The following is a 19335-nucleotide window of genomic DNA, read 5'->3' as shown; positions in this document are numbered from 1 at the left end:
CGCCCCAGACCCCGGTCCTCAATCGCCGGACGGGCTAGAACTTGCTCAGCGCCGCACCTGGCCCACCAGGGTCGTGAAGTCCTGCCATGTCCGCGTGGGCGGCCGCGGGTCCCACAGCCGCTGGGCCACCGCCGCCAGCGGCAGCCGGATCCCCGCCGCCACCTGCTCCGGCGTCTGCGCCCCCGGCCGGTCGCACCACACCGCCAGCCGCCCGCCCAGGACGCGGTCCGGGCCGGTCGGCCCGGTCGGTACGGGCGTCGTGCCGCGCAGCACCGCCGGCGACCACTGCCGGTAGATCCGCTCCCCGGTCGGGTAGACGAACTGGTTCGGCTGACCGAGCACGTAATAGAGGTATTCGTCGTTCAGGTTGACCAGCGTGCGTCCCTCGTTCAGGTACTCCTGCGGCGGACGGGCGCCGATCTCCTTGCCGGTCCAGTACTCGACTTCGATGGATTTGTCGGGTGTGACGACGCCGCCGGTGAAGAAGCCGTCGTTCCACGCCTTGGGGGTCTTGCCGAGGCCGCGCACGACCGCCGCCCGGTCGTTGAGCCAGCCCGTCGCCAGGTCCTGGACCCGGGCCTGGGCCCCGTACTTCTGCCGGGCCGCCTGGGCGAGGCGGGGGTAGGACGCCTGGGGGTCCCGGGCCATCAGGGCGCGGTACTCGTCGGCGCCGAGGTGGAAGTAGGGGCCGGGGAAGAGGGCCGCGTACTCGCGGATCAGGTCGTCGACGATGCGGGCGGAGCCGGGGTTGGAGATGTCGACGGCGCCCCGGGCGACCGTCCCGGAGGCGTCGCGGAGCTGGAGGGCGGAGTGGGCGTTCATGACGGCGCCCAGGTGGCCCGGCGAGTCGATCTCGGGGACGACGGTGATGTGCAGGGCGGAGGCGAGGTCGACGATGCGGCGGACCTCGGCCTTGGTCAGGTGCTGCGGGGAGACGATCTCCGGGTGCGAGGTGCTCTCGATGCGGAAGCCCTGGTCGTCGGAGAAGTGCAGGCCGAGCTGGTTGAGCTTGAGGTCGGCCATCTCGCGCAGCCGGTCCTCGATCCACTCGGCGGGGAAGTGCTTGCGGGCGATGTCGAGGTTGAGGCCGCGCTGCGGGCGGTCGGGCCGGTCGCCCAGCGATCCCTCGGGGATGCCGCCGGCGGTGCGGACGGCCTGCAGGACGGTGCGGGTGCCGTAGAAGACGCCCGCCTCGTCGGGGGCGCTGACGGTGACCTTGCGGCCCCGGACGGTCAGCCGGTAGGACTCCCGGCCGCCGCTCTGGGTGGGGCTCAGCACCAGCTCGACGTCGCCGGCGCGGGCGGGTCCGGTGGCGAAGGGGAGCTTGAGGTCGGCGGCGAGCCGGCGGCCCTCGTCGGCCAGCGGGCCGTCCTGGGCGGTCACCACGCGGGAGCCGGGCACGGGCCGCCAGCCGGGGCCGCCACCCAGGGAGAAGGACCGGACGGCCGGGACCGTGCGCGGGAAGACGCCCGGTACGGGCGGCGGCTCGGGCGCGGCGGTGGTGCCGGCCGGCGATGTCGCCTGGGCCGACGTCCCGTGGGGGGAGCGCGAGTCGCCGTCGGCCGGGCGGTCGGCCGAACCGTCCCGGGGGCAGCCCATGAGCGTCATGGTCGCGAGGAGGGCGAAACTGGCCACGGTCCCCCGGATGGCCGACGCGCGGGTGAGCCTGACAGAGCGTCCCATGGAGAAAACCTCCTATGTGGTGCTTTGCGGCGAAGATATTGCTTTTGTGGTGTAGTGCGGCGTACTCCCGGCCGGACACGCCGGGGCGTATCGGGCAACCCGGGCCCTGGTTGCCGAAGGGCCTAGGCCGTACGTGCCTCTTTGATCACACCTGACATACCCCGGGGGACCGAACCGACAGAGCGTCGCTACGATGGCCAGGGCCGGTGGACCGTACCCGGCCGGGCCCGACCGACAGAGAAGCCGGCAGGCCCCAATCCCCGCTCCCGGAGGGTTTTCCGTGCCGGCTGGAACGCTGTACCGCGGCCGGGAAGGCATGTGGTCCTGGGTGGCTCATCGAGTCACCGGCGTCCTCATTTTCTTCTTCCTGTTCGTGCACGTCCTCGACACCGCTCTCGTCCGCGTCTCCCCCGAGGCGTACGACGACGTGGTCGCGACGTACAAGACCCCGATCGTGGCCTGCCTGGAATACGGCCTGGTCGCCGCCATCCTCTTCCACGCGCTCAACGGCCTGCGGGTCGTCGCGGTGGACTTCTGGTCCAAGGGCCCGCGCTACCAGAAGCAGATGCTCTGGACCGTCGTCGGCATCTGGGCCGTCCTGATGGCGGGGGCGATCTACCCCGTGCTCGGGCATGCCGCACGTGAACTGTTCGGGAGCTGAGGCACCAGATGTCCGCTGAAACCACCCCCGCTGCCGTGAGCGACGACGTGTCCCTGTACGACGTCGACAACCCCGCCCCGGTCATCGAGGCCCCGCGCAAGCGCACGAAGAAGACCCCGAAGGCCACGCGCACCAACTTCGAGCTGTACGGCTGGCTGTTCATGCGGCTGTCCGGCATCGTGCTGGTCGTCCTGGTCCTGGGCCACCTGCTGATCCAGCTCGTGCTGGACGGCGGCGTCAGCAAGATCGGCTTCGCCTTCGTGGCGGGCCGCTGGGCCTCGCCGTTCTGGCAGGCCTGGGACCTCATCATGCTGTGGCTCGCGATGCTGCACGGCGCGAACGGCCTCCGCACGGTCATCAACGACTACGCGGAGCGGGACAACACCCGCTTCTGGCTGAAGATGCTGCTGTACACCGCCACGGTGTTCACCGTCCTGCTGGGCACGCTGGTGATCTTCACCTTCGACCCGAACATCCGCTAGAGCCCGGGGCTGACGCGACCATGAAGATCCACAAGTACGACACCGTCATCGTCGGCGCCGGTGGCGCCGGCATGCGCGCGGCCATCGAGGCGACCAAGCGCAGCCGCACCGCGGTGCTCACCAAGCTCTACCCGACCCGCTCCCACACCGGCGCCGCCCAGGGCGGCATGGCCGCCGCCCTCGCGAACGTCGAGGAGGACAACTGGGAGTGGCACACCTTCGACACGATCAAGGGTGGTGACTACCTGGTCGACCAGGACGCCGCCGAGATCCTGGCGAAGGAGGCCATCGACGCGGTCCTCGACCTCGAGAAGATGGGCCTGCCGTTCAACCGCACCCCGGACGGCACCATCGACCAGCGCCGCTTCGGCGGTCACAGCCGCAACCACGGCGAGGCCCCGGTCCGCCGGTCCTGCTACGCCGCGGACCGCACCGGCCACATGATCCTCCAGACGCTGTACCAGAACTGCGTCAAGGAGGGCGTGGAGTTCTTCAACGAGTTCTACGTCCTGGACCAGCTGATCACCGAGGTCGACGGCGTCAAGAAGTCGGCCGGTGTGGTCGCCTACGAGCTGGCCACCGGCGAGATCCACGTCTTCCAGGCCAAGTCGGTCATCTACGCCTCCGGCGGCACCGGCAAGTTCTTCAAGGTGACCTCCAACGCGCACACCCTCACGGGTGACGGCCAGGCGGCCTGCTACCGCCGCGGCCTGCCGCTGGAGGACATGGAGTTCTTCCAGTTCCACCCGACGGGCATCTGGCGCATGGGCATCCTGCTGACGGAGGGCGCCCGCGGTGAGGGCGGCATCCTCCGCAACAAGGACGGCGAGCGCTTCATGGAGAAGTACGCGCCGGTCATGAAGGACCTCGCGTCCCGTGACGTCGTCTCGCGCTCCATCTACACGGAGATCCGCGAGGGCCGCGGCTGCGGTCCCGAGGGCGACCACGTCTACCTGGACCTCACCCACCTGCCGCCGGAGCAGCTGGACGCCAAGCTCCCGGACATCACCGAGTTCGCGCGGACGTACCTGGGCATCGAGCCCTACACGGACCCGATCCCGATCCAGCCCACCGCGCACTACGCCATGGGCGGCATCCCGACCAACGTCGAGGGCGAGGTGCTGGCCGACAACGACACCGTCGTCCCCGGCCTGTACGCCGCCGGCGAGGTCGCCTGCGTGTCGGTGCACGGCGCCAACCGCCTGGGCACCAACTCGCTGCTCGACATCAACGTCTTCGGGCGCCGCGCGGGCATCGCCGCCGCGGAGTACTCCGCGAAGGCCGACTTCGTCGAGCTGCCGGAGAACCCGGCGCAGCTCGTGGCCGAGCAGGTCGAGCGGCTGCGCAACTCCACCGGCACCGAGCGGGTCGCGGAGATCCGCAAGGAGCTGCAGGAGACCATGGACGCCAACGTCATGGTCTTCCGCACCGAGCAGACCATCAAGACGGCCGTCGAGAAGATCGCCGAGCTGCGCGAGCGCTACAAGAACGTGTCCGTCCAGGACAAGGGCAAGCGCTTCAACACGGACCTGCTGGAGGCCATCGAGCTGGGCAACCTGCTCGACCTGGCCGAGGTCATGGCCGTGTCCGCGCTGGCGCGCAAGGAGTCGCGCGGTGGTCACTACCGCGAGGACTACCCCAACCGCGACGACGTCAACTTCATGCGCCACACCATGGCGTACCGAGAGGTCGACGCGGACGGCAAGGACTCGATCCGCCTCGACTACAAGCCGGTCGTCCAGACCCGCTACCAGCCGATGGAGCGTAAGTACTGATGGCTACTCCGACTCTCGAGAAGACCGGGACCGCGGCGCAGGACGTTTCGCCGTACATCACGGTCACCTTCCGGATCCGCCGGTTCAACCCCGAGGTCTCGGCCGATGCCACCTGGCAGGACTTCGAGGTGGAGATCGACCCGAAGGAGCGCGTGCTCGACGGTCTCCACAAGATCAAGTGGGACCTGGACGGCTCGCTGACCTTCCGTCGCTCCTGCGCGCACGGCATCTGCGGCTCCGACGCGATGCGCATCAACGGCCGCAACCGGCTGGCGTGCAAGACGCTGATCAAGGACATCAACCCCGCCAAGCCGATCACGGTCGAGCCCATCAAGGGCCTCACGGTCCTGAAGGACCTCGTGGTCGACATGGAGCCGTTCTTCCAGGCGTACCGCGACGTCATGCCCTTCCTGATCACCAAGGGCAACGAGCCGACGCGTGAGCGCCTGCAGTCCGCCGAGGACCGCGAGCGCTTCGACGACACCACCAAGTGCATCCTGTGCGCCGCGTGCACGTCCTCGTGCCCGGTGTTCTGGAACGACGGCCAGTACTTCGGCCCGGCGGCGATCGTCAACGCGCACCGCTTCATCTTCGACTCGCGTGACGAGGCCGGGGAGCAGCGCCTGGAGATCCTGAACGACAAGGACGGCGTGTGGCGCTGCCGCACGACGTTCAACTGCACCGACGCGTGCCCGCGTGGCATCGAGGTCACCAAGGCGATCCAGGAGGTGAAGCGGGCGCTCATCACGCGCCGCTTCTGACCTCCGGCCCGGTCCGCCGTGTTCGTGGGCCCCGCTCCTGATGTCCGGGGAGCGGGGCCCACGGGCGTATCCGGGCGGGCACGAGCTTGACCTTCACACTGGTGTCATACGGCAGCCTCCGGTCCATGACGCAGATTCCCACGCTCTCCACGACCGTCACCGGATCCGGCCCCGGCCTCCTGCTCGCGCACGGCGCGGGCGGCGGCATCGAGGCCAACTACGCGCCTATCCTTACGGGCCTGGCCGCCGGCCACACGGTCGTCGCCCCCGACTACCCCGGCTCCGGCGCCACCCCGCGCGCGACCGGCGCGCTGACCGTGGACGGCCTGGCCGACGCGCTCGTGGCCGCGGCGGACGAGGCCGGGCTGGAGACCTTCACCCTCGTCGGCTACTCGCTGGGCACGCTGGTGTCCGTACGCATCGCCGCCCGGTATCCCGAGCGGGTGCGGGGCCTGGTGCTGACGGCGGGTCTGGCCCGGCCCGACAACCGGCTGCTGGCCTCGGTCGACCTCTGGCAGAGGCTGCTGGCCGAGGGTGACCTGCCGGCCTTCGCCCGGTTCATCGCCCTGGCGGGCTTCGGCGAGGACTTCTTCAACGCCGTGCCGCGCGAGCAGCTCGGGGCCTTCTACGAGCAGGTGGCCGCGGGCGTCCCGGCCGGCGCCTTCGAGCAGGCCGGTGCCGTGCGCACCGGCGACACCACCGCCGACCTCGCCGGCATCACGGTGCCCACCCTGGTCATCGCCACGACGCGGGACACCCTGGTCTCCCCCGCCCACTCCCGCTACCTGGCCGACCGCATCCCCGGCGCCGAGTACGCCGAGATCACCACGGGCCACGTCCCCATGGCCGAGCGGCCCGGGGAGTGGCAGAAGCTGATCGTGGAGTTCCTGGCCCGCCACGGCCTGTGAGGCGCGGGGCGGGCCCTCAGATCCTTCCCAGCATCCACAGCCGCCAGATGCCCGTGCCGTCCGAGAGGTACTGCGACCCGGAGACGGCGGACCGGCCGAGGACGTAGTCCTTCTTCTGCCACAGCGGCACCAGGGGCACGTCCTCGGCCACGATCTTCTGGATACTGCGGACCTCGGCGGCCACCCGGTTGCGCTGCGGATTCTGCCGCGTCACCCGGATGAGGTCCGCCACGCGGGGGCTGGAGTAGCCGGAGTGGAAGGCGTTGTCCGCGCCGACCAGGGGGCTGGTGAACGTGTCGGGGTCGGGGAAGTCGGCGACCCAGCTGACGCAGTAGGCGTCGTACTTCCCCTTGGCGTAGCCCTCCTGGAACTCCTGCCACGCGACGCGCAGGGTGCTCACCCGGAACAGGCCCGTGGCCTCCAGCTGCCGCTTGAGCAGCGCCGCCTCCTGGTCGGTCACCGCGCCCTGCGAGTAGGCGAGCCGGAAGGTGACCGGTGCCGTGACGCCCGCCTTCTTCAGCAGCTGCCCGGCCAGGTCGGGGTCAGGCCGGGGGTAGGCGTCGAAGAAGGACGTGGCGTGGCCCGTGAGGCCCTGCGGCACGAGGGAGTACAGCGGTTCGACCGTGCGCAGGTGCACGTCCCGGGCGAGCGCCTCGCGGTCGACGACGGCGGCGATCGCCCGGCGCACGGCCGACGTCCGCAGGGGGGAGCCCTCGCGCTGGTTGAACACCAGGAAGCGGGTGTTGGCGGCGGCGTTCTCGCTCACCCGGACGCCGGAGTCGGCCGGCGAGAGCCCGGCCAGGTCGGCGGGCGGCAGTTGCCGGGCGGCCACGTCGAGGGCCTTGCGCTTCCAGGCGTCGCTCATCCGGCCCGGGTCGGCGAAGTAACGCACCGTCACATCGCTGCCGACCTTCTTCACGGCGCCCTTGTAGCGCTTGTTGCGCTCCAGCCGGGCGCTCGCGCCGGGCTTGTAGACGCTCAGGACGTACGGGCCCGAGCCGTCCGCCTCCTCGCCCCGGCGGAGCCGGTCGGCGGGGTAGAGCTCGCCGTCGACGATCGACCCCGCACCGGTGGCGATCTTGAGCGGGAAGGTGGCGTCCGGCACCTTCAGCCGGAAGGTCACCGTCGTCCCGTCGGCGGACGCCTCCACCGACCGCAGCGTCTCCAGCAGCGACCTGGGCCCCTGCGGGGAGTCGATCCGCCCGATGCGGTCGAAGGAGAACTTCACGTCCTGCGCCGTCAGCGCGTGCCCGTTGGCGAACGTCAGCCCCGGGCGCAGCTCGCACACGTACGTCCGCAGGTCCTCGCCCCGGAAGGCGCAGCCGCGCGCCGCGTCCGGCACCGGGGTGGCGGAGCCGGGCCCGAACGTCAGCAGCGACTGGTAGACGTTGCCATACAGCGCCCAGGAGCCCGCGTCGTAGGCGCCCGCCGGGTCCAGCGTGCTGACCGTGTCGGTCGTGCCCACCCGGAGCGGCCCGCCGCCGTCGCCGTCCCCCGCCATGAGCCCGCAGCCGGACACCGGCAGCGCCAGGCACACCAGCCACAGCACGGCCACTCGTAATCGGACACCACGCATCCCCTGCGCCCCTCCCGCCCAGTGATGCGCATCACCGTAAACAGGCGAACGGGTGTACGTCCCGGGAATCGGCCAAGTGATCGCCCGACTCGCCGCGGGGGCAGGGACTTGTCCGTTATGAGCTGCGCCGCAACGCCCTGACGCCACGCAACCCGATGAGCCCTACAGCCGTCCCCAGAAGAAACGAGGTGATCGCGAGCGTCAGGTGGACCCAGAAGTACGCGGTCGGGGAACCCGCGTCGTCGAAGGCCAGCCCGCTGCCGTCCTTCCAGAGATTTTTCACGAAAGTGGACCAGATGACCCAGCTCCACGCGCCGAAGGCGAGCAGGAACCACGACACGGGACGCGAGAGGGGCGCGGGGGTTCGGGGGGCTGCTTCCCCGGAAGACTTCACCATGGGTTTCAGTATGCGTTTCGGTTCTCGCACTGGTCCTATCGGGTCCTCGACAGTCGCCCGCAGTGAGGCACCGTCCACGTTCACAGCGCGTGGAGGTACGTTCACCAGCGTGCCGACGACGACATCACATCCTCCGCGGTACTCCGCGCACCGCACGCGGTACTCCGCAGCGCGCCGAGCGCGCCGTTCCGCGACCCTGCTGGCGGCCGGCGCCTCGCTGCTGCTGCCGCTGGCGACCGCCGCCCCGGCCCTGGCCGCACCCTCCGCGTCACCCGCGCCCCCCTCGTCGACTCCCGCCGCCGACGGCAAGGCCAAGCCCCCGAAACGCCCGCCCGCGAAGATGTCCACGGTGGGCGGCGAACTGCTGGGCAAACCCGGCGTCCAGGTGCGGCTGGGCCCGGGCGCGCCGGCCCTGCCCAAGGAGCTCAGCGGCGACTCCTGGCTCATCGCCGACGCCGAGTCCGGGGACATCCTGGCCGCGAACAACGCGCACTGGGAGCTGCCGCCCGCCTCCACCCTGAAGATGCTCTTCGCCGACACGCTGCTGCCGAGGTTCGACAAGAACCAGAAGCGCAAGGTGAAGCCGTCCGACCTCGAGGGCATGGGCGAGGGCAGCAGCCAGGTCGGGATGAAGGAGGGCATGACCTACTCCGTCCACGACATGTGGATGGGCGTCTTCCTGAAGTCCGGCAACGACGCGGTGCACGTGCTGTCCGCCATGAACGGCGGCGTCCGGCAGACCGTCAAGGACATGCAGGAGCACGCCGACGCGCTCCAGGCCCGCGACACGCACGTGGTCACGCCCGACGGCTACGACGCGGACGACCAGGTCTCCAGCGCCTACGACCTCACGCTCTTCGCGCGCTCAGGACTGCAGAAGGCGGACTTCCGCGAGTACTGCGCGACGGCCAGGACGCGGTTCCCCGACGAGGACCGCCCGGGCAAGTTCAAGGAGATCGTCAACACCAACCGCCTGCTCACCGGCCAGGGCATCGAGGCGTACAAGGGCATGGCGGGCGTGAAGAACGGCTCGACGACCAACGCCGGCAACACCTTCACCGGCGTCGCCCAGCACGACGGCAAGAAGCTGCTGGTCACGGTCATGAACCCGGAGATCAAGGAGCCCTACCAGGTCTACAAGGAGAGCGCGGCGCTCCTGAACTGGGGCTTCGAGGCGGCCGGCCACGTCAAGCCGGTCGGCGTGCTGGTGCCGCCCACCGGCGGCGCGAACAAGCACGGCGGGGTCTCCGGGGGCGGAAACGCCGGCCAGAGCGCCCAGGCGGCGGTCACGGGCGGCGGCGACGGCATGTGGACGGCCCTCGGCCTGACCGGCGGAGCACTGGCCGTGCTGGCGGTGGCCGGCTACGTCGTCAACCGCCGGCACCCGCTGCCGCAGCGCGTCCAGCGGGTGCACCACCGCCGCCCCAAGGAGTGACGGCTCACGACTGCTGACCGCGCCGCGTGGCCGGTTCCGAAGGGGCCTTCTGGGCCCCGTCGGTGGCCGTCCACGCGGCGCAGTAGAGCGTGAGCTTGGCCGTGAAGTTGATCCACAGCAGCAGGGCGATGGGCGTGCCGAACGCGCCGTACATGCTCTTCGCCGCCACGCCCTGCAGATAGCCGCTCAGCACGAGCTTGAGCACCTCGAAGCCGACCGCTCCTATCAGCGCGGCGACCACCAGCCGGCGCCGCTCGGGCCAGACGCCGGGCAGCCGCGAGAGCGCGTAGAGCATCATCAGGAAGTCGGCGAGGACGGCGATGCAGAAGCCGGCCGCCGTCAGCAGCCCGCCGACCGCGTCCAGCCCGGTCTTCTCGACCACCCAGCCGACGGCCGCCGACGCGAAGGCCGAGGAGCCCAGCGACAGCAGCGCCACCCCGCCCAGGCCGAGCAGCACCGCCGCGTCCTTGAGCTTGAGCAGGAAGACGTTGCCGGGGTCCTCCTCCACCTCCCACACCGCGCGCAGGCACTCGCGCAGCGAGCCCACCCAGCTGACGCCGGTGAACAGCAGCAGGGCACCGGCGACGATGCCGACGGTGCCCGCGTTCTCGGTGAAGCCGCGCAGGTCGAAGCCGGCGGAGATGCCCGGCACCTGTTCGTTGATCTTCTTCTCCAGCTCCCCCGTCTGGGCCTCGCTGAGCAGAGCCGCCGCGACGGCCGCGCCGAGGGTCAGCAGGGGGAAGAGCGCGACGAAGCTCGTGAAGGTGATGGCGGCGGCCAGCCGGGTCCACTTCACCCGTTCGAGGGTCTCGTACGAGCGCCACGCGTGCGTGCGCATCGCTTTCGCGATCGGGGCTCCGATCAGGGGGAGGCGCGTCAGCCAGTCCATGATCTACGCATACCCCGAAAATCCGCCCTGCCGAAATCCGCTTTTCTACGGGGAGGGGCGGGTCAGGGGCGTCAGACCGCCCTGGCGCGGGACGGCGGCACCCGTGCCGCCGGGCGTCACGTCGGTCCCAAAGGGAAAGTCGCGCTCGAGGCGCCAGATACCGTCCTCTCCCTGCTCGTACAGCGCGAAGCCGTCGATCGTCCACGCGGCCTCGTAGTCCGCGAGCTCCTCGAAGGCCCGGTCCATGGCCTCCTCGGCGATGCCGTGCGCCACGGTGACGTGCGGGTGGTACGGGAACTGCAGCTCGCGGGCCACGGGCCCGGAGGCGTCCCGCACCCGCTTCTGCAGCCAGGCGCAGGACGAGGAGCCTTCGACGACGTTGACGAAGACCACCGGCGACAGCGGCCGGAAGGTGCCCGTGCCGGACAGGCGCATCCGGAAGGGCCGGCCGGCGGCCGCGACCTCGGCCAGGTGACGTTCGATCGCGGGCAGTGACGAGGAGTCCACCTCGGTGGGCGGCAGCAGGGTGACGTGCGTGGGAATGCCGTGGGCGTGCGGGTCGCCGAAGCCCTCGCGGCGCTTCTGGAGGAAGCTGCCGTACGGCTCCGGGACCGCGATCGAAACGCCGAGCGTTACGGTCCCCACTGCGTTCTCCCTCCTGTGCGCCTGTACGTCCCCGTGGTCAGTGTGACGGCTGCGCCGCACCCACTGCCAGGTCACCTGGTCCCGCGCTGCCGGGACCATGGGCCCGACGTGCGCGGACGCATCCGAACCGTATCCGGATGGCTCAGTGCTTCGCGGGCAGGAAGCCCACCTTGTCGTACGCCCGGGCCAGCGTCTCGGCGGCGACGGTACGGGCCTTCTCCGCACCCTTGGCCAGGACCGCGTCCAGCGTCTCCGGGTCGTCGAGGTACTCCTGCGTACGGGCGCGGAAGGGGGTGACCCACTCGACCATGACCTCGGCGAGGTCGGTCTTGAGCGCGCCGTAGCCCTTGCCCTCGTACTTCTGCTCCAGCTCGGCGATCGTGGTGCCGGTGAGCGTGGAGTAGATGGTGAGGAGGTTGCTGACGCCCGGCTTCTTCTCGGCGTCGAAACGGACGACCGTGTCGGTGTCGGTGACCGCGCTCTTGATCTTCTTCGCCGAGACCTTGGGCTCGTCGAGGAGGTTGATCAGGCCCTTGGGGTTCGCCGTCGACTTGCTCATCTTCGCCGTCGGGTCCTGCAGGTCGTAGATCTTCGCCGTCTCGCGCACGATGTGCGCGGCGGGGAGGGTGAAGGTGTCGCCGAAGCGGCCGTTGAAGCGCTCGGCGAGGTCGCGCGTCAGCTCGATGTGCTGGCGCTGGTCCTCGCCCACCGGCACCGCGTTCGCCTGGTAGAGGAGGATGTCGGCGACCTGGAGGATCGGGTAGGTGAAGAGGCCGACCGTGGTCGCGCCCGCGCCCTGCTTGGCGGACTTGTCCTTGAACTGCGTCATCCGCGACGCCTCGCCGAACCCGGTGAGGCAGTTCATCACCCAGCCGAGCTGCGCGTGCTCGGGCACATGGCTCTGCACGAACAGGGTGCAGCGGTCCGGGTCCAGGCCGGCGGCCAGCAGCTGCGCGGCGGCGACGCGGGTGTTGGCGCGCAGCTCCTTGGGGTCCTGCGCGACCGTGATCGCGTGCAGGTCGACGACCATGTAGAAGGCGTCGTGGGTCTCCTGCAGGGCCACGTACTGACGGACGGCACCGAGGTAGTTCCCGAGGTGGAACGAGCCTGCGGTGGGCTGGATACCGGAGAGTGCGCGCGGACGATCAAGGGCCATGCACACATTCTCTCAGGTGCCGAACCGGACTCGGGTCCATGGTGCGGGTCGGGGTGTAGAAAGGCGTCAGCAGCATGCCCCGACACGAACGGAGCACACGTTGACCGCCACGGAACGCAGCATTTCCGCCGCCGACGAGCACAGCGCGCACAACTACCATCCGCTCCCGGTCGTGATCGCGACCGGCGAGGGCGCGTGGCTGACCGACGTCGAGGGGCGCCGCTACCTCGACATGCTCGCCGGGTACTCGGCGCTGAACTTCGGCCACGGCAACCGCCGGCTGATCAACGCCGCCAAGCAGCAGCTGGACCGGGTGACCCTGACCTCGCGCGCCTTCCACCACGACCGCTTCGCGGAGTTCTGCGCCGCGCTGACGGAGCTGTGCGGCATGGAGATGGTGCTGCCGATGAACACCGGCGCGGAAGCGGTCGAAACGGCCGTGAAGACCGCCCGTAAGTGGGGCTACCGCGTCAAGGGCGTGCCGGACGGCCGGGCGAAGATCGTCGTGGCCGACAACAACTTCCACGGCCGGACGACGACGATCATCAGCTTCTCGACCGACCAGGAGGCCCGCGCGGACTACGGCCCGTACACCCCCGGCTTCGAGATCGTCCCCTACGGCGACCTGGCGGCCCTGGAGGCGGCCGTGGACGACGACACGGTGGCGGTGCTGCTGGAGCCGATCCAGGGCGAGGCGGGCGTCCTCGTCCCGCCGGCCGGCTATCTGGCGGGCGTGCGGCGGCTGACGAGCGAGCGGAACGTCCTGTTCATCGCCGACGAGATCCAGTCCGGCCTGGGCCGCACCGGCAGAACGTTCGCGTGCGAGCACGAGGGCGTGGTCCCGGACATGTACGTGCTGGGCAAGGCCCTGGGCGGCGGGGTCGTGCCGGTGTCGGCGGTGGTCTCCTCCCGCGACGTCCTGGGCGTCTTCCGCCCCGGCGAGCACGGCTCCACCTTCGGCGGCAACCCCCTGGCGTGCGCGGTGGCCCTGGAGGTCATCGCGATCCTCCGTTCGGGCGAATATCAGGAGCGGGCCACCGAACTGGGCGAGCACCTCCACCACGAGCTGGGCCTGATGGCCGGTTCCGGGGCGGTGACGGCGGTGCGCGGCCGGGGCCTGTGGGCGGGCGTCGACATCGCCCCCGAGCGCGGCACGGGCCGCGAGATCTCGGAGCGGCTGATGGAGCGCGGGGTGCTGGTCAAGGACACGCACGGCTCGACGATCCGGATCGCCCCGCCGCTGGTGATCAGCAAGGAGGACCTGGACTGGGGGCTGGACCAGCTGCGCGCGGTGCTGAGCGGCTGAATCCCGGCCCGGCCGGGCCCTGCCCCGCCCCGTGCGCACGCGACGGGGCGGGGCGGGGCCGGCGGCAGAGACTACGACCAGCGCTTCGAGGAGTTCCGCTCGCTGTTGACGCACGCGTCGAGCTTGCGCTGGAGCGCGTCCGCCTGCGCGTTGGCACGGCGGGCCGCCTCGGGCTCGCCCAGGCGCTTGAGCTTCTGCGCCTTGCTGCGCAGGGCGGAGATGTCGTTGCGCATCTCGGCCGGCTTGCAGGTCGCCGTGGGCGCCGCGGTGGCCGTCTGCGCGGGAAGGGCGGCGAACAGGGCGCCTCCGGCCAGCGCCGCGGTCAGGGCGAGGGCGGAAATGCGTCGACGCATGTGTCTCTCCAAGTTCCGGGCCGTACGGGCCCGTCGAGCGAGAAAGTCCGCCGGCCGACGCCGGTTACGCAACGTGGCCGACGGCACGGAGCGTAATGGAGGATCAGATTCCGGTGGGCGGGGCAAGTGGGGCAGAGACCGCGATAACAGGCCATCAATTCACCGTGTTGTGTGTCACTTTCGGCCAGTGAGGCCGAAAACCGCCCTGAGCGTATGCGCGTGTGCCGCGCCCCACGGGACGCGGCACACCCGAAATCGGCTTTCCCCTGGCTGCGCTCAGGCGGCGGAGTCCGCCTTGCGGCGGCGCACGGCGAACACCGTGCCGGCGCCCAGCGCCACGGCCGCGCCGCCCGCGAGGGTGATCTGCGGGAGCGGGGAGGAACTACCGGTCTGGGCAAGGCTCACCGACGCGGCGCCCTGACCCGAGGTGGACCCGGCGGCGGCCTGCGACGGGGCGGAGCCGGTCGCGGCGGCCTTGGTGGGACGGGCCGAGGGGGCGGCGGAGGGCTCACCCTTGGCGGCGGAAGCACCCGCGCCCGCCTGACCGGCGCTCTTGCCGTCCGTCTTGCCGTCCTTCTTGCTGTCCGTCTTGCCGTCGGAAGCGCCGTCCTTCTTGTCGCCGCCGGACGCGGCGGCGGCCTTGGCGTCCGCGAGGGCCTTCTCGGCGGCGTTCTTGGCGGCGAGGGCCTTCTTGAGGTCGGTATGCAGCCCGTCGTGCTTGCGGCTCTCGGCGATCCGCTCCTCGGCCAGCGCCTTGAACGCCGCCTGCTTCTTCGCGTCGGCGGCGGAGTTGGCGGTGGCCGCCGCCGTGGCGGCCGTCTCGGCGCCGGTCACGGCCTTCTGCGCGGCCGCCTTCTCGGCTTCCGTAGCGGTGGCCGGCAGGGCGGCGAGCGCGGCCTTGGCGCCGGCCAGCGCCTTGTCGGCGACGTCCTTGGCGGTCGCCGCGGCCTTGGCCTCCGCGTCGGCGGCATCGACCTTCGGACGGCTGGGGAAGTCATCGTTCCTGAACCGGTGGTACGAAGCGCGCTCGGCGGCGTAGGCCTCGTCGTACGCCTTCTTCGCGTCGGCGACGGCCTTCTCGAGCTGGGCGACGGTGGGCTTGCTCTGCGCCTGGGACGCCGGCGCGGTCACCGCGAGCGCGGGAGCGGCGGACAGCAGGACGGCGGGGGCCGCCACGGCGGCGACGGCAGCCGAGACGAGAGCATGACGGATCTGCACAGGAGACCTCTCGGGTCCGGAAGAAACAGGAGCGGCGCGGGTGATGGTCGGTCACGCAGCGCCACTGCCCCCATCGTATATTCGGCATAAAGTCCGGATAACGAGGGGTTGGCGTCCTAGAGGATCACGTGCGGAATGAAGCGCGCGTACTCGTCCGTGACCAGTCCCGCCGACTCGCGGATGCCGAGGCCCGCGGCCTCGCCCTCGACCACCCAGGCGCCCAGGACCACGTGGTTGCCGTCGAAGTCGGGCAGTGGCGCGAGCTCCTGGTAGCAGCAGGGCTCGTCCCGTACGACCGGTGCCTGGCCCGCGGGGTGCAGGGTGACGCCCGCGCCCTCGCGGCCCAGCAGGGGCTTGGCGACGTAGCCGGCGGTACGGGCCAGCTCACGCGGTCCGTCGAGGTAGGCGGGCAGCAGGTTCGGGTGACCGGGATACAGCTCCCACAGGATCGCCAGCAGCGCCTTGTTGGACAGCAGCATCTTCCACGCGGGCTCGATCCACAGGGTCGAGCCCGTGCCGCCGCCGTTGTCGAGCGTGTCCAGTGCCTGCCGGCCGAAGTCGTCGGCGACGAGCCACTCCCACGGGTAGAGCTTGAAGCAGGCCCGCATGAACCGCAGCTTCTTGTCGACAAAGCGCTCCGAGAGCCCGTCCCAGCCGATGTCCTCCATGGCGATGGAATGGGTGACGAGCCCGGCCTGTTCGGCCGTTTCGCGCAGGTAGGCGACGGTCATCAGGTCCTCGCCCAGCTCGTCGCCGATGGAGTGCGCGAAGTGCACGGGCGCCCCGGGCGGCAGCAGGGACGCCTGCCGCTTCCAGGCGTCGACCAGCCGCTCGTGCAGCGAGTTCCACTGGTCGGCGTGCGGGACGTCCGCGAAGCGCTCCTCCATCCAGAACCACTGCGGGCCCGCCGCCTCCACGAGGGAGGTGGGGGTGTCGGCGTTGTACTCCAGCATCTTCGCCGGGCCGCCGCGGCCCTCGTAGCGCAGGTCGAAGCGCCCGTAGAGCGAGGGCAGTTCGGCACGCCGGTGCCAGGACTCTGCGATCAGGGCCGCGAGGCGCGGGTCGGTGATACCGAGGTCGGCGAACCGGTCCTCGTCGACGATGTGCCCGGCCGCGGCCAGACACATCCCGTGCAGTTCCTCGACGACCTCTTCGAGCGCCTCGATCTCGGGGAGGGTGAAGGAGTAGTACGCGCTCTCGTCCCAGTACGGGCGCAGCGAGCCGTCCGGGTGGCGACAGAGCGGGTAGATGAGGCCCTGCTCCTCGACGGTGGCCTGCCAGCCGGGGCGGGGGGTGGTGCGGTGACGCTGCATCGACGCGGTCAGCCGCCGCTCGAGCCGGAGTGGCCCTTGGAGGAGGAGCAGCCGAAGCCGCCGCGCGAGACGGCCTTGCTCTTGTCGAACGTGCCGGTGTTGGCGTGCGTGCCGCCCTTGCCGGAGTTGTAGTACCAGGTCCCGGACGAGCCGCCCGAGCCGCCGCTACCGCCGCCGCCGCTGCCCTTCTTGCACGCCTTGGAGTCGAGGACCTTGTAGCCCTTGCCCGCCTCGTAGCTGTTGCGGTCGACGCAGCGCTTGTCCGGCTCGGAGCCGCAGGAGGTGAGGGCGGCGGCGAGCACACCCATTCCGCCCAATATGACCGTGCTGGACCGCAAACGCCGTCGCGTTTTCTTTTCCATTTCTGACGCCCCCGTTGCGTTCGAAAGTTCGTACACCCTAACCGGGGCCACGGGGGTCGACGCGTCAGGGCAGGCGAAGGGGCGACCGGTGGCCGTACGGCTGCCGGTCGCCCCACGCCACCGTGTGCTAGTCCTCGTCGATCGGGGACACGAACTCCAGCGTCCACGTCTCCTGGAATTCCGGCTTGGGCGGAACGAGCGTGATCTGGGCGCCGCGGTGCCCGGACCGCAGGGCGAGCCCCTTGTCCGACAGGATCTTGACCCCGCCGATGACCCTCTCGAACGTGAACTTCGCCAGCTCGTTGCGCGGCACGCTGTTGACGTAGAGCTTGTCCTCGGGGATCACGAGACCCGCCTCCTCATGATGGGCGAGGCGGATCACATACGGCGATCCCGGGACGGGCTCGGACGGCTCGATGATCCAGTCCTGTTCGATCGGGAGGGGATTCAGGCGATCGGTGATGACGGGGGCGCCGTGTTTGAGAGCGTGCTCGGTGGCCGTCACCAGGGCGGACGGGCCGATGATGTGGGCGTGGATCTTGTAGATGCCTGGCTTTACCGGGATGGGAGGCATGTGCGGGACTTCCTCTCTCACGGTTCACTTCCGCCGACGGCGAGACGCCACCGGCGCACTCCCCCAACTTCACGGATCTCCCGTTCCGGGGGAGGGCCAGATACCGCCAAAGTCCATGACGGCGTGGACTTATCGATAACAGTTGCGAATACGGTGCCGTGCGGTAGCGCTCAGTCGGTGCCGCCGGAGGTCGTTCCGGGTTTCGTGTAGAGGATTTCGCGGGCCTGGTTCGCGGCGCGGGTGATGCTCTCGGAGACGAAGTCGACGAAGCGGGCGATGTTCTCGAGGCGGACGGCGGCCGCGCTGTCCGGGCCGAGGATGCCGACGCCCTGGCGTGCGGTTTCGGCGAGCTGGGCGGTGCCGCGGGCGCTGGCCATCATGGACTGGTACCAGACGTCGTCGTCGGCGACGTAGCGCTCGCGGCGGCGTTCGTCGCGTTCCCGGCGGACGAGGCCCTGGCCCTCGAGATACGCGATCGCCTTGGAGACGGACGCCGGGCTGACCTGGAGGCGCTGGACGAGTTCGGACGCGGTGAGGCTGCCCGTGTCGCTGGTGAAGAGGCAGGTCAGGACCCGGGCCATCATCTTGGGCACGCCCGATTGCATGAGGACGGTCGTGAACGTCTCCTCGTACTCGCGCACGGCCTCGGGGTCGCGTCCATGGGCCTGCGTGGGCGCCTCCGCCCGCGCCCCCCGGGGCGCGGCCTGCCCGCGCCGGGTCGCGCGGCGTTCGGTGGCACGGTGGGCGAGGTCGGCACGGTAGGCGGTGGGGCCGCCGTTGCGCATCACCTCGCGCGTGATCGTCGAGGTGGGGCGGTCGAGACGCCTGCCGATCTCCGCGTAGGCGAGGCCGTCGGCCAGGCCCAGCGCGATCTGCTGGCGTTCCTGCTGGGTGAGCCTGCCTCCGGGCATCGCGGTCTCCTTCGTACTCCTCGGTGCCGCCAGCATAGCGTTCACCCTCAGGCCATTGCAACGCACACATGACTGACGTTGCGTTACCTTCAGAGCCGTTGCAACGATTGCAAGCCTGTGACCTGCATTAATGCCGATTCCTCGCAACGGAGTCGTTGCCAGACCCTCGAACGCAACGTAGCGTTTCTGTTGTCGGAAACAACGAGCCGAAGGAAAAGCACCATGCAGAAGTTCCAGACCCCCGCCGCCATCTCCGCCGTCCTCGACATCCCCGTGGGGCGCGTCCAGTTCATCGCCGCCGACCGGGACGACACCACGGTCGAGGTCCTGCCCACGGACGCCTCGAAGGGCCGCGACGTGAAGCTGGCGGAGCGGACCACGGTCGACTACCGCGACGGCGTCCTGCGGATCGAGACCCCGGAGGCGAAGAACCGGCTCGGCAACCCCGGGTCCATCGAGGTGACGGTCCAGCTGCCGGCCGGTTCCCGTATCGAGGCGAAGGCCGCCAGCGCCGAACTCCGGGGCGTCGGACGGCTCGGCGACGTCACCTTCGAGGGCGCGCAGGGCACCGTCAAGCTCGACGAGGCCGCGAGCGCCCGCCTCACCCTCCTCGCCGGCGACGTCTCGCTCGGCCGCCTGGGCGGCCCCGCGGAGATCAGCACCGAAAAGGGCGACATCCGGATCGCCGAGGCCACGCACGGCACGGTCGTGCTGCGCACCCAGGCCGGTGACCTGACCATCGGCGCCGCCCGCGGAGTCTCCGCCTCCCTGGACGCCGGCACCACCTACGGCCGGATCCACAACGCGCTCCAGAACACCGAAGGCACCGCCGGCCTGACCATCCACGCGACCACCGCCTACGGCAACATCGCCGCCCGCAGCCTCTGACGAGCACCCACCACACCCACCCACAACCGACATCGGCAAAGG

The 19335-nt window shown here is 70.5% G+C and carries 20 protein-coding genes; 8 read left to right on the top strand and 12 right to left on the bottom strand.

Features of this window, described 5'->3' with window-relative positions; translation table 11 throughout:
- Positions 1-45: 45 nt before the first annotated feature.
- Positions 46-1683, bottom strand: a complete 1638-nt coding sequence (locus tag ABZ956_RS00260; protein WP_361884797.1) for a glycoside hydrolase family 20 protein — start codon at positions 1681-1683, stop codon at positions 46-48.
- 280 nt (positions 1684-1963) lie between these two features.
- On the opposite strand from ABZ956_RS00260, the gene sdhC reads away from it, so the two are divergent.
- From sdhC to ABZ956_RS00235, 5 genes are all read left to right on the top strand, one after another.
- Positions 1964-2344: a succinate dehydrogenase, cytochrome b556 subunit gene (gene sdhC, locus ABZ956_RS00255; RefSeq protein ID WP_361884795.1), complete on the top strand. Its 381-nt coding sequence runs from the start codon at positions 1964-1966 to the stop codon at positions 2342-2344.
- A gap of 8 nt (positions 2345-2352) precedes the next feature.
- Positions 2353-2826 carry a succinate dehydrogenase hydrophobic membrane anchor subunit gene (locus ABZ956_RS00250; RefSeq protein ID WP_361884793.1) on the top strand — a complete coding sequence of 158 codons (474 nt, stop codon included), beginning with the start codon at positions 2353-2355 and terminating at the stop codon, positions 2824-2826.
- A gap of 20 nt (positions 2827-2846) precedes the next feature.
- Positions 2847-4601, top strand: coding sequence for a succinate dehydrogenase flavoprotein subunit (gene sdhA, locus ABZ956_RS00245; RefSeq protein ID WP_361884791.1), 1755 nt, complete (start codon positions 2847-2849; stop codon positions 4599-4601).
- Complete coding sequence (locus tag ABZ956_RS00240) at positions 4601-5362, top strand: succinate dehydrogenase iron-sulfur subunit (RefSeq protein WP_361884789.1); 762 nt, start codon at positions 4601-4603, stop codon at positions 5360-5362. The genes sdhA and ABZ956_RS00240 overlap by 1 nt, the downstream gene beginning before the upstream one ends.
- Before the next feature lie 125 nt (positions 5363-5487).
- A complete protein-coding gene (locus ABZ956_RS00235) occupies positions 5488-6270 on the top strand; it encodes an alpha/beta hydrolase (RefSeq protein WP_361884787.1) in 783 nt (260 codons plus the stop codon).
- A gap of 16 nt (positions 6271-6286) precedes the next feature.
- On the opposite strand, the gene ABZ956_RS00230 is transcribed toward ABZ956_RS00235, so the two are convergent.
- Both ABZ956_RS00230 and ABZ956_RS00225 read right to left on the bottom strand, forming a co-directional pair.
- A complete protein-coding gene (locus tag ABZ956_RS00230; RefSeq protein ID WP_361884785.1) occupies positions 6287-7846 on the bottom strand; it encodes an ABC transporter substrate-binding protein in 1560 nt (519 codons plus the stop codon).
- 115 nt (positions 7847-7961) lie between these two features.
- Entirely contained in the window at positions 7962-8243 is a 282-nt protein-coding gene (locus tag ABZ956_RS00225) for a hypothetical protein (RefSeq protein WP_361884783.1), read from the bottom strand.
- Between ABZ956_RS00225 and ABZ956_RS00220 the strand changes: the two genes are divergently transcribed.
- Entirely contained in the window at positions 8143-9678 is a 1536-nt protein-coding gene (locus tag ABZ956_RS00220; RefSeq protein ID WP_361884781.1) for a D-alanyl-D-alanine carboxypeptidase, read from the top strand. The genes ABZ956_RS00225 and ABZ956_RS00220 overlap by 101 nt on opposite strands.
- A 4-nt stretch (positions 9679-9682) precedes the next feature.
- Here the strand turns inward: ABZ956_RS00220 and ABZ956_RS00215 are convergent, their stop codons facing one another.
- The 3 genes from ABZ956_RS00215 to trpS form a co-directional block, all read right to left on the bottom strand.
- Positions 9683-10567, bottom strand: a complete 885-nt coding sequence (locus ABZ956_RS00215; RefSeq protein WP_361884779.1) for a YihY/virulence factor BrkB family protein — start codon at positions 10565-10567, stop codon at positions 9683-9685.
- 45 nt (positions 10568-10612) lie between these two features.
- Entirely contained in the window at positions 10613-11212 is a 600-nt protein-coding gene (locus ABZ956_RS00210) for a 2'-5' RNA ligase family protein (RefSeq protein ID WP_361884777.1), read from the bottom strand.
- 142 nt (positions 11213-11354) lie between these two features.
- Positions 11355-12368 (bottom strand): tryptophan--tRNA ligase, encoded by a 1014-nt coding sequence (gene trpS / locus ABZ956_RS00205; protein ID WP_361884775.1) that lies wholly within the window; start codon positions 12366-12368, stop codon positions 11355-11357.
- A 100-nt stretch (positions 12369-12468) separates the two neighbouring features.
- Here trpS and rocD point away from each other — a divergent pair, with 100 nt between their 5' ends.
- Complete coding sequence (rocD, locus tag ABZ956_RS00200; RefSeq protein ID WP_361884773.1) at positions 12469-13674, top strand: ornithine--oxo-acid transaminase; 1206 nt, start codon at positions 12469-12471, stop codon at positions 13672-13674.
- Between the two features lie 71 nt (positions 13675-13745).
- Here the strand turns inward: rocD and ABZ956_RS00195 are convergent, their stop codons facing one another.
- From ABZ956_RS00195 to ABZ956_RS00170, 6 genes are all read right to left on the bottom strand, one after another.
- Complete coding sequence (locus ABZ956_RS00195; RefSeq protein WP_361884771.1) at positions 13746-14027, bottom strand: hypothetical protein; 282 nt, start codon at positions 14025-14027, stop codon at positions 13746-13748.
- Between the two features lie 276 nt (positions 14028-14303).
- Positions 14304-15245: an LPXTG cell wall anchor domain-containing protein gene (locus tag ABZ956_RS00190; RefSeq protein WP_361884769.1), complete on the bottom strand. Its 942-nt coding sequence runs from the start codon at positions 15243-15245 to the stop codon at positions 14304-14306.
- A 116-nt stretch (positions 15246-15361) separates the two neighbouring features.
- Positions 15362-16558, bottom strand: coding sequence for a glutathionylspermidine synthase family protein (locus tag ABZ956_RS00185; RefSeq protein ID WP_361884767.1), 1197 nt, complete (start codon positions 16556-16558; stop codon positions 15362-15364).
- Positions 16559-16566: 8 nt separating this feature from the next.
- The gene (locus ABZ956_RS00180) at positions 16567-16920 is read right to left on the bottom strand and encodes a hypothetical protein (RefSeq protein WP_361884765.1); all 354 of its coding nucleotides are present in this window, start codon (positions 16918-16920) and stop codon (positions 16567-16569) included.
- A gap of 127 nt (positions 16921-17047) precedes the next feature.
- A complete protein-coding gene (locus tag ABZ956_RS00175; protein ID WP_361884763.1) occupies positions 17048-17494 on the bottom strand; it encodes a hypothetical protein in 447 nt (148 codons plus the stop codon).
- 170 nt (positions 17495-17664) lie between these two features.
- Positions 17665-18405, bottom strand: coding sequence for a helix-turn-helix domain-containing protein (locus ABZ956_RS00170; protein WP_361884761.1), 741 nt, complete (start codon positions 18403-18405; stop codon positions 17665-17667).
- A gap of 222 nt (positions 18406-18627) precedes the next feature.
- Between ABZ956_RS00170 and ABZ956_RS00165 the strand changes: the two genes are divergently transcribed.
- Positions 18628-19293 (top strand): DUF4097 family beta strand repeat-containing protein, encoded by a 666-nt coding sequence (locus tag ABZ956_RS00165; RefSeq protein ID WP_361884759.1) that lies wholly within the window; start codon positions 18628-18630, stop codon positions 19291-19293.
- Positions 19294-19335: the final 42 nt, after the last annotated feature.

The sequence above is a fragment of the Streptomyces sp. NPDC046261 genome (assembly GCF_040646235.1).
Classification (GTDB): Bacteria; Actinomycetota; Actinomycetes; order Streptomycetales; family Streptomycetaceae; genus Streptomyces.
Note: the sequence above shows the minus strand (reverse complement) of the source record. Positions and strands in the feature narration are given on the sequence as shown.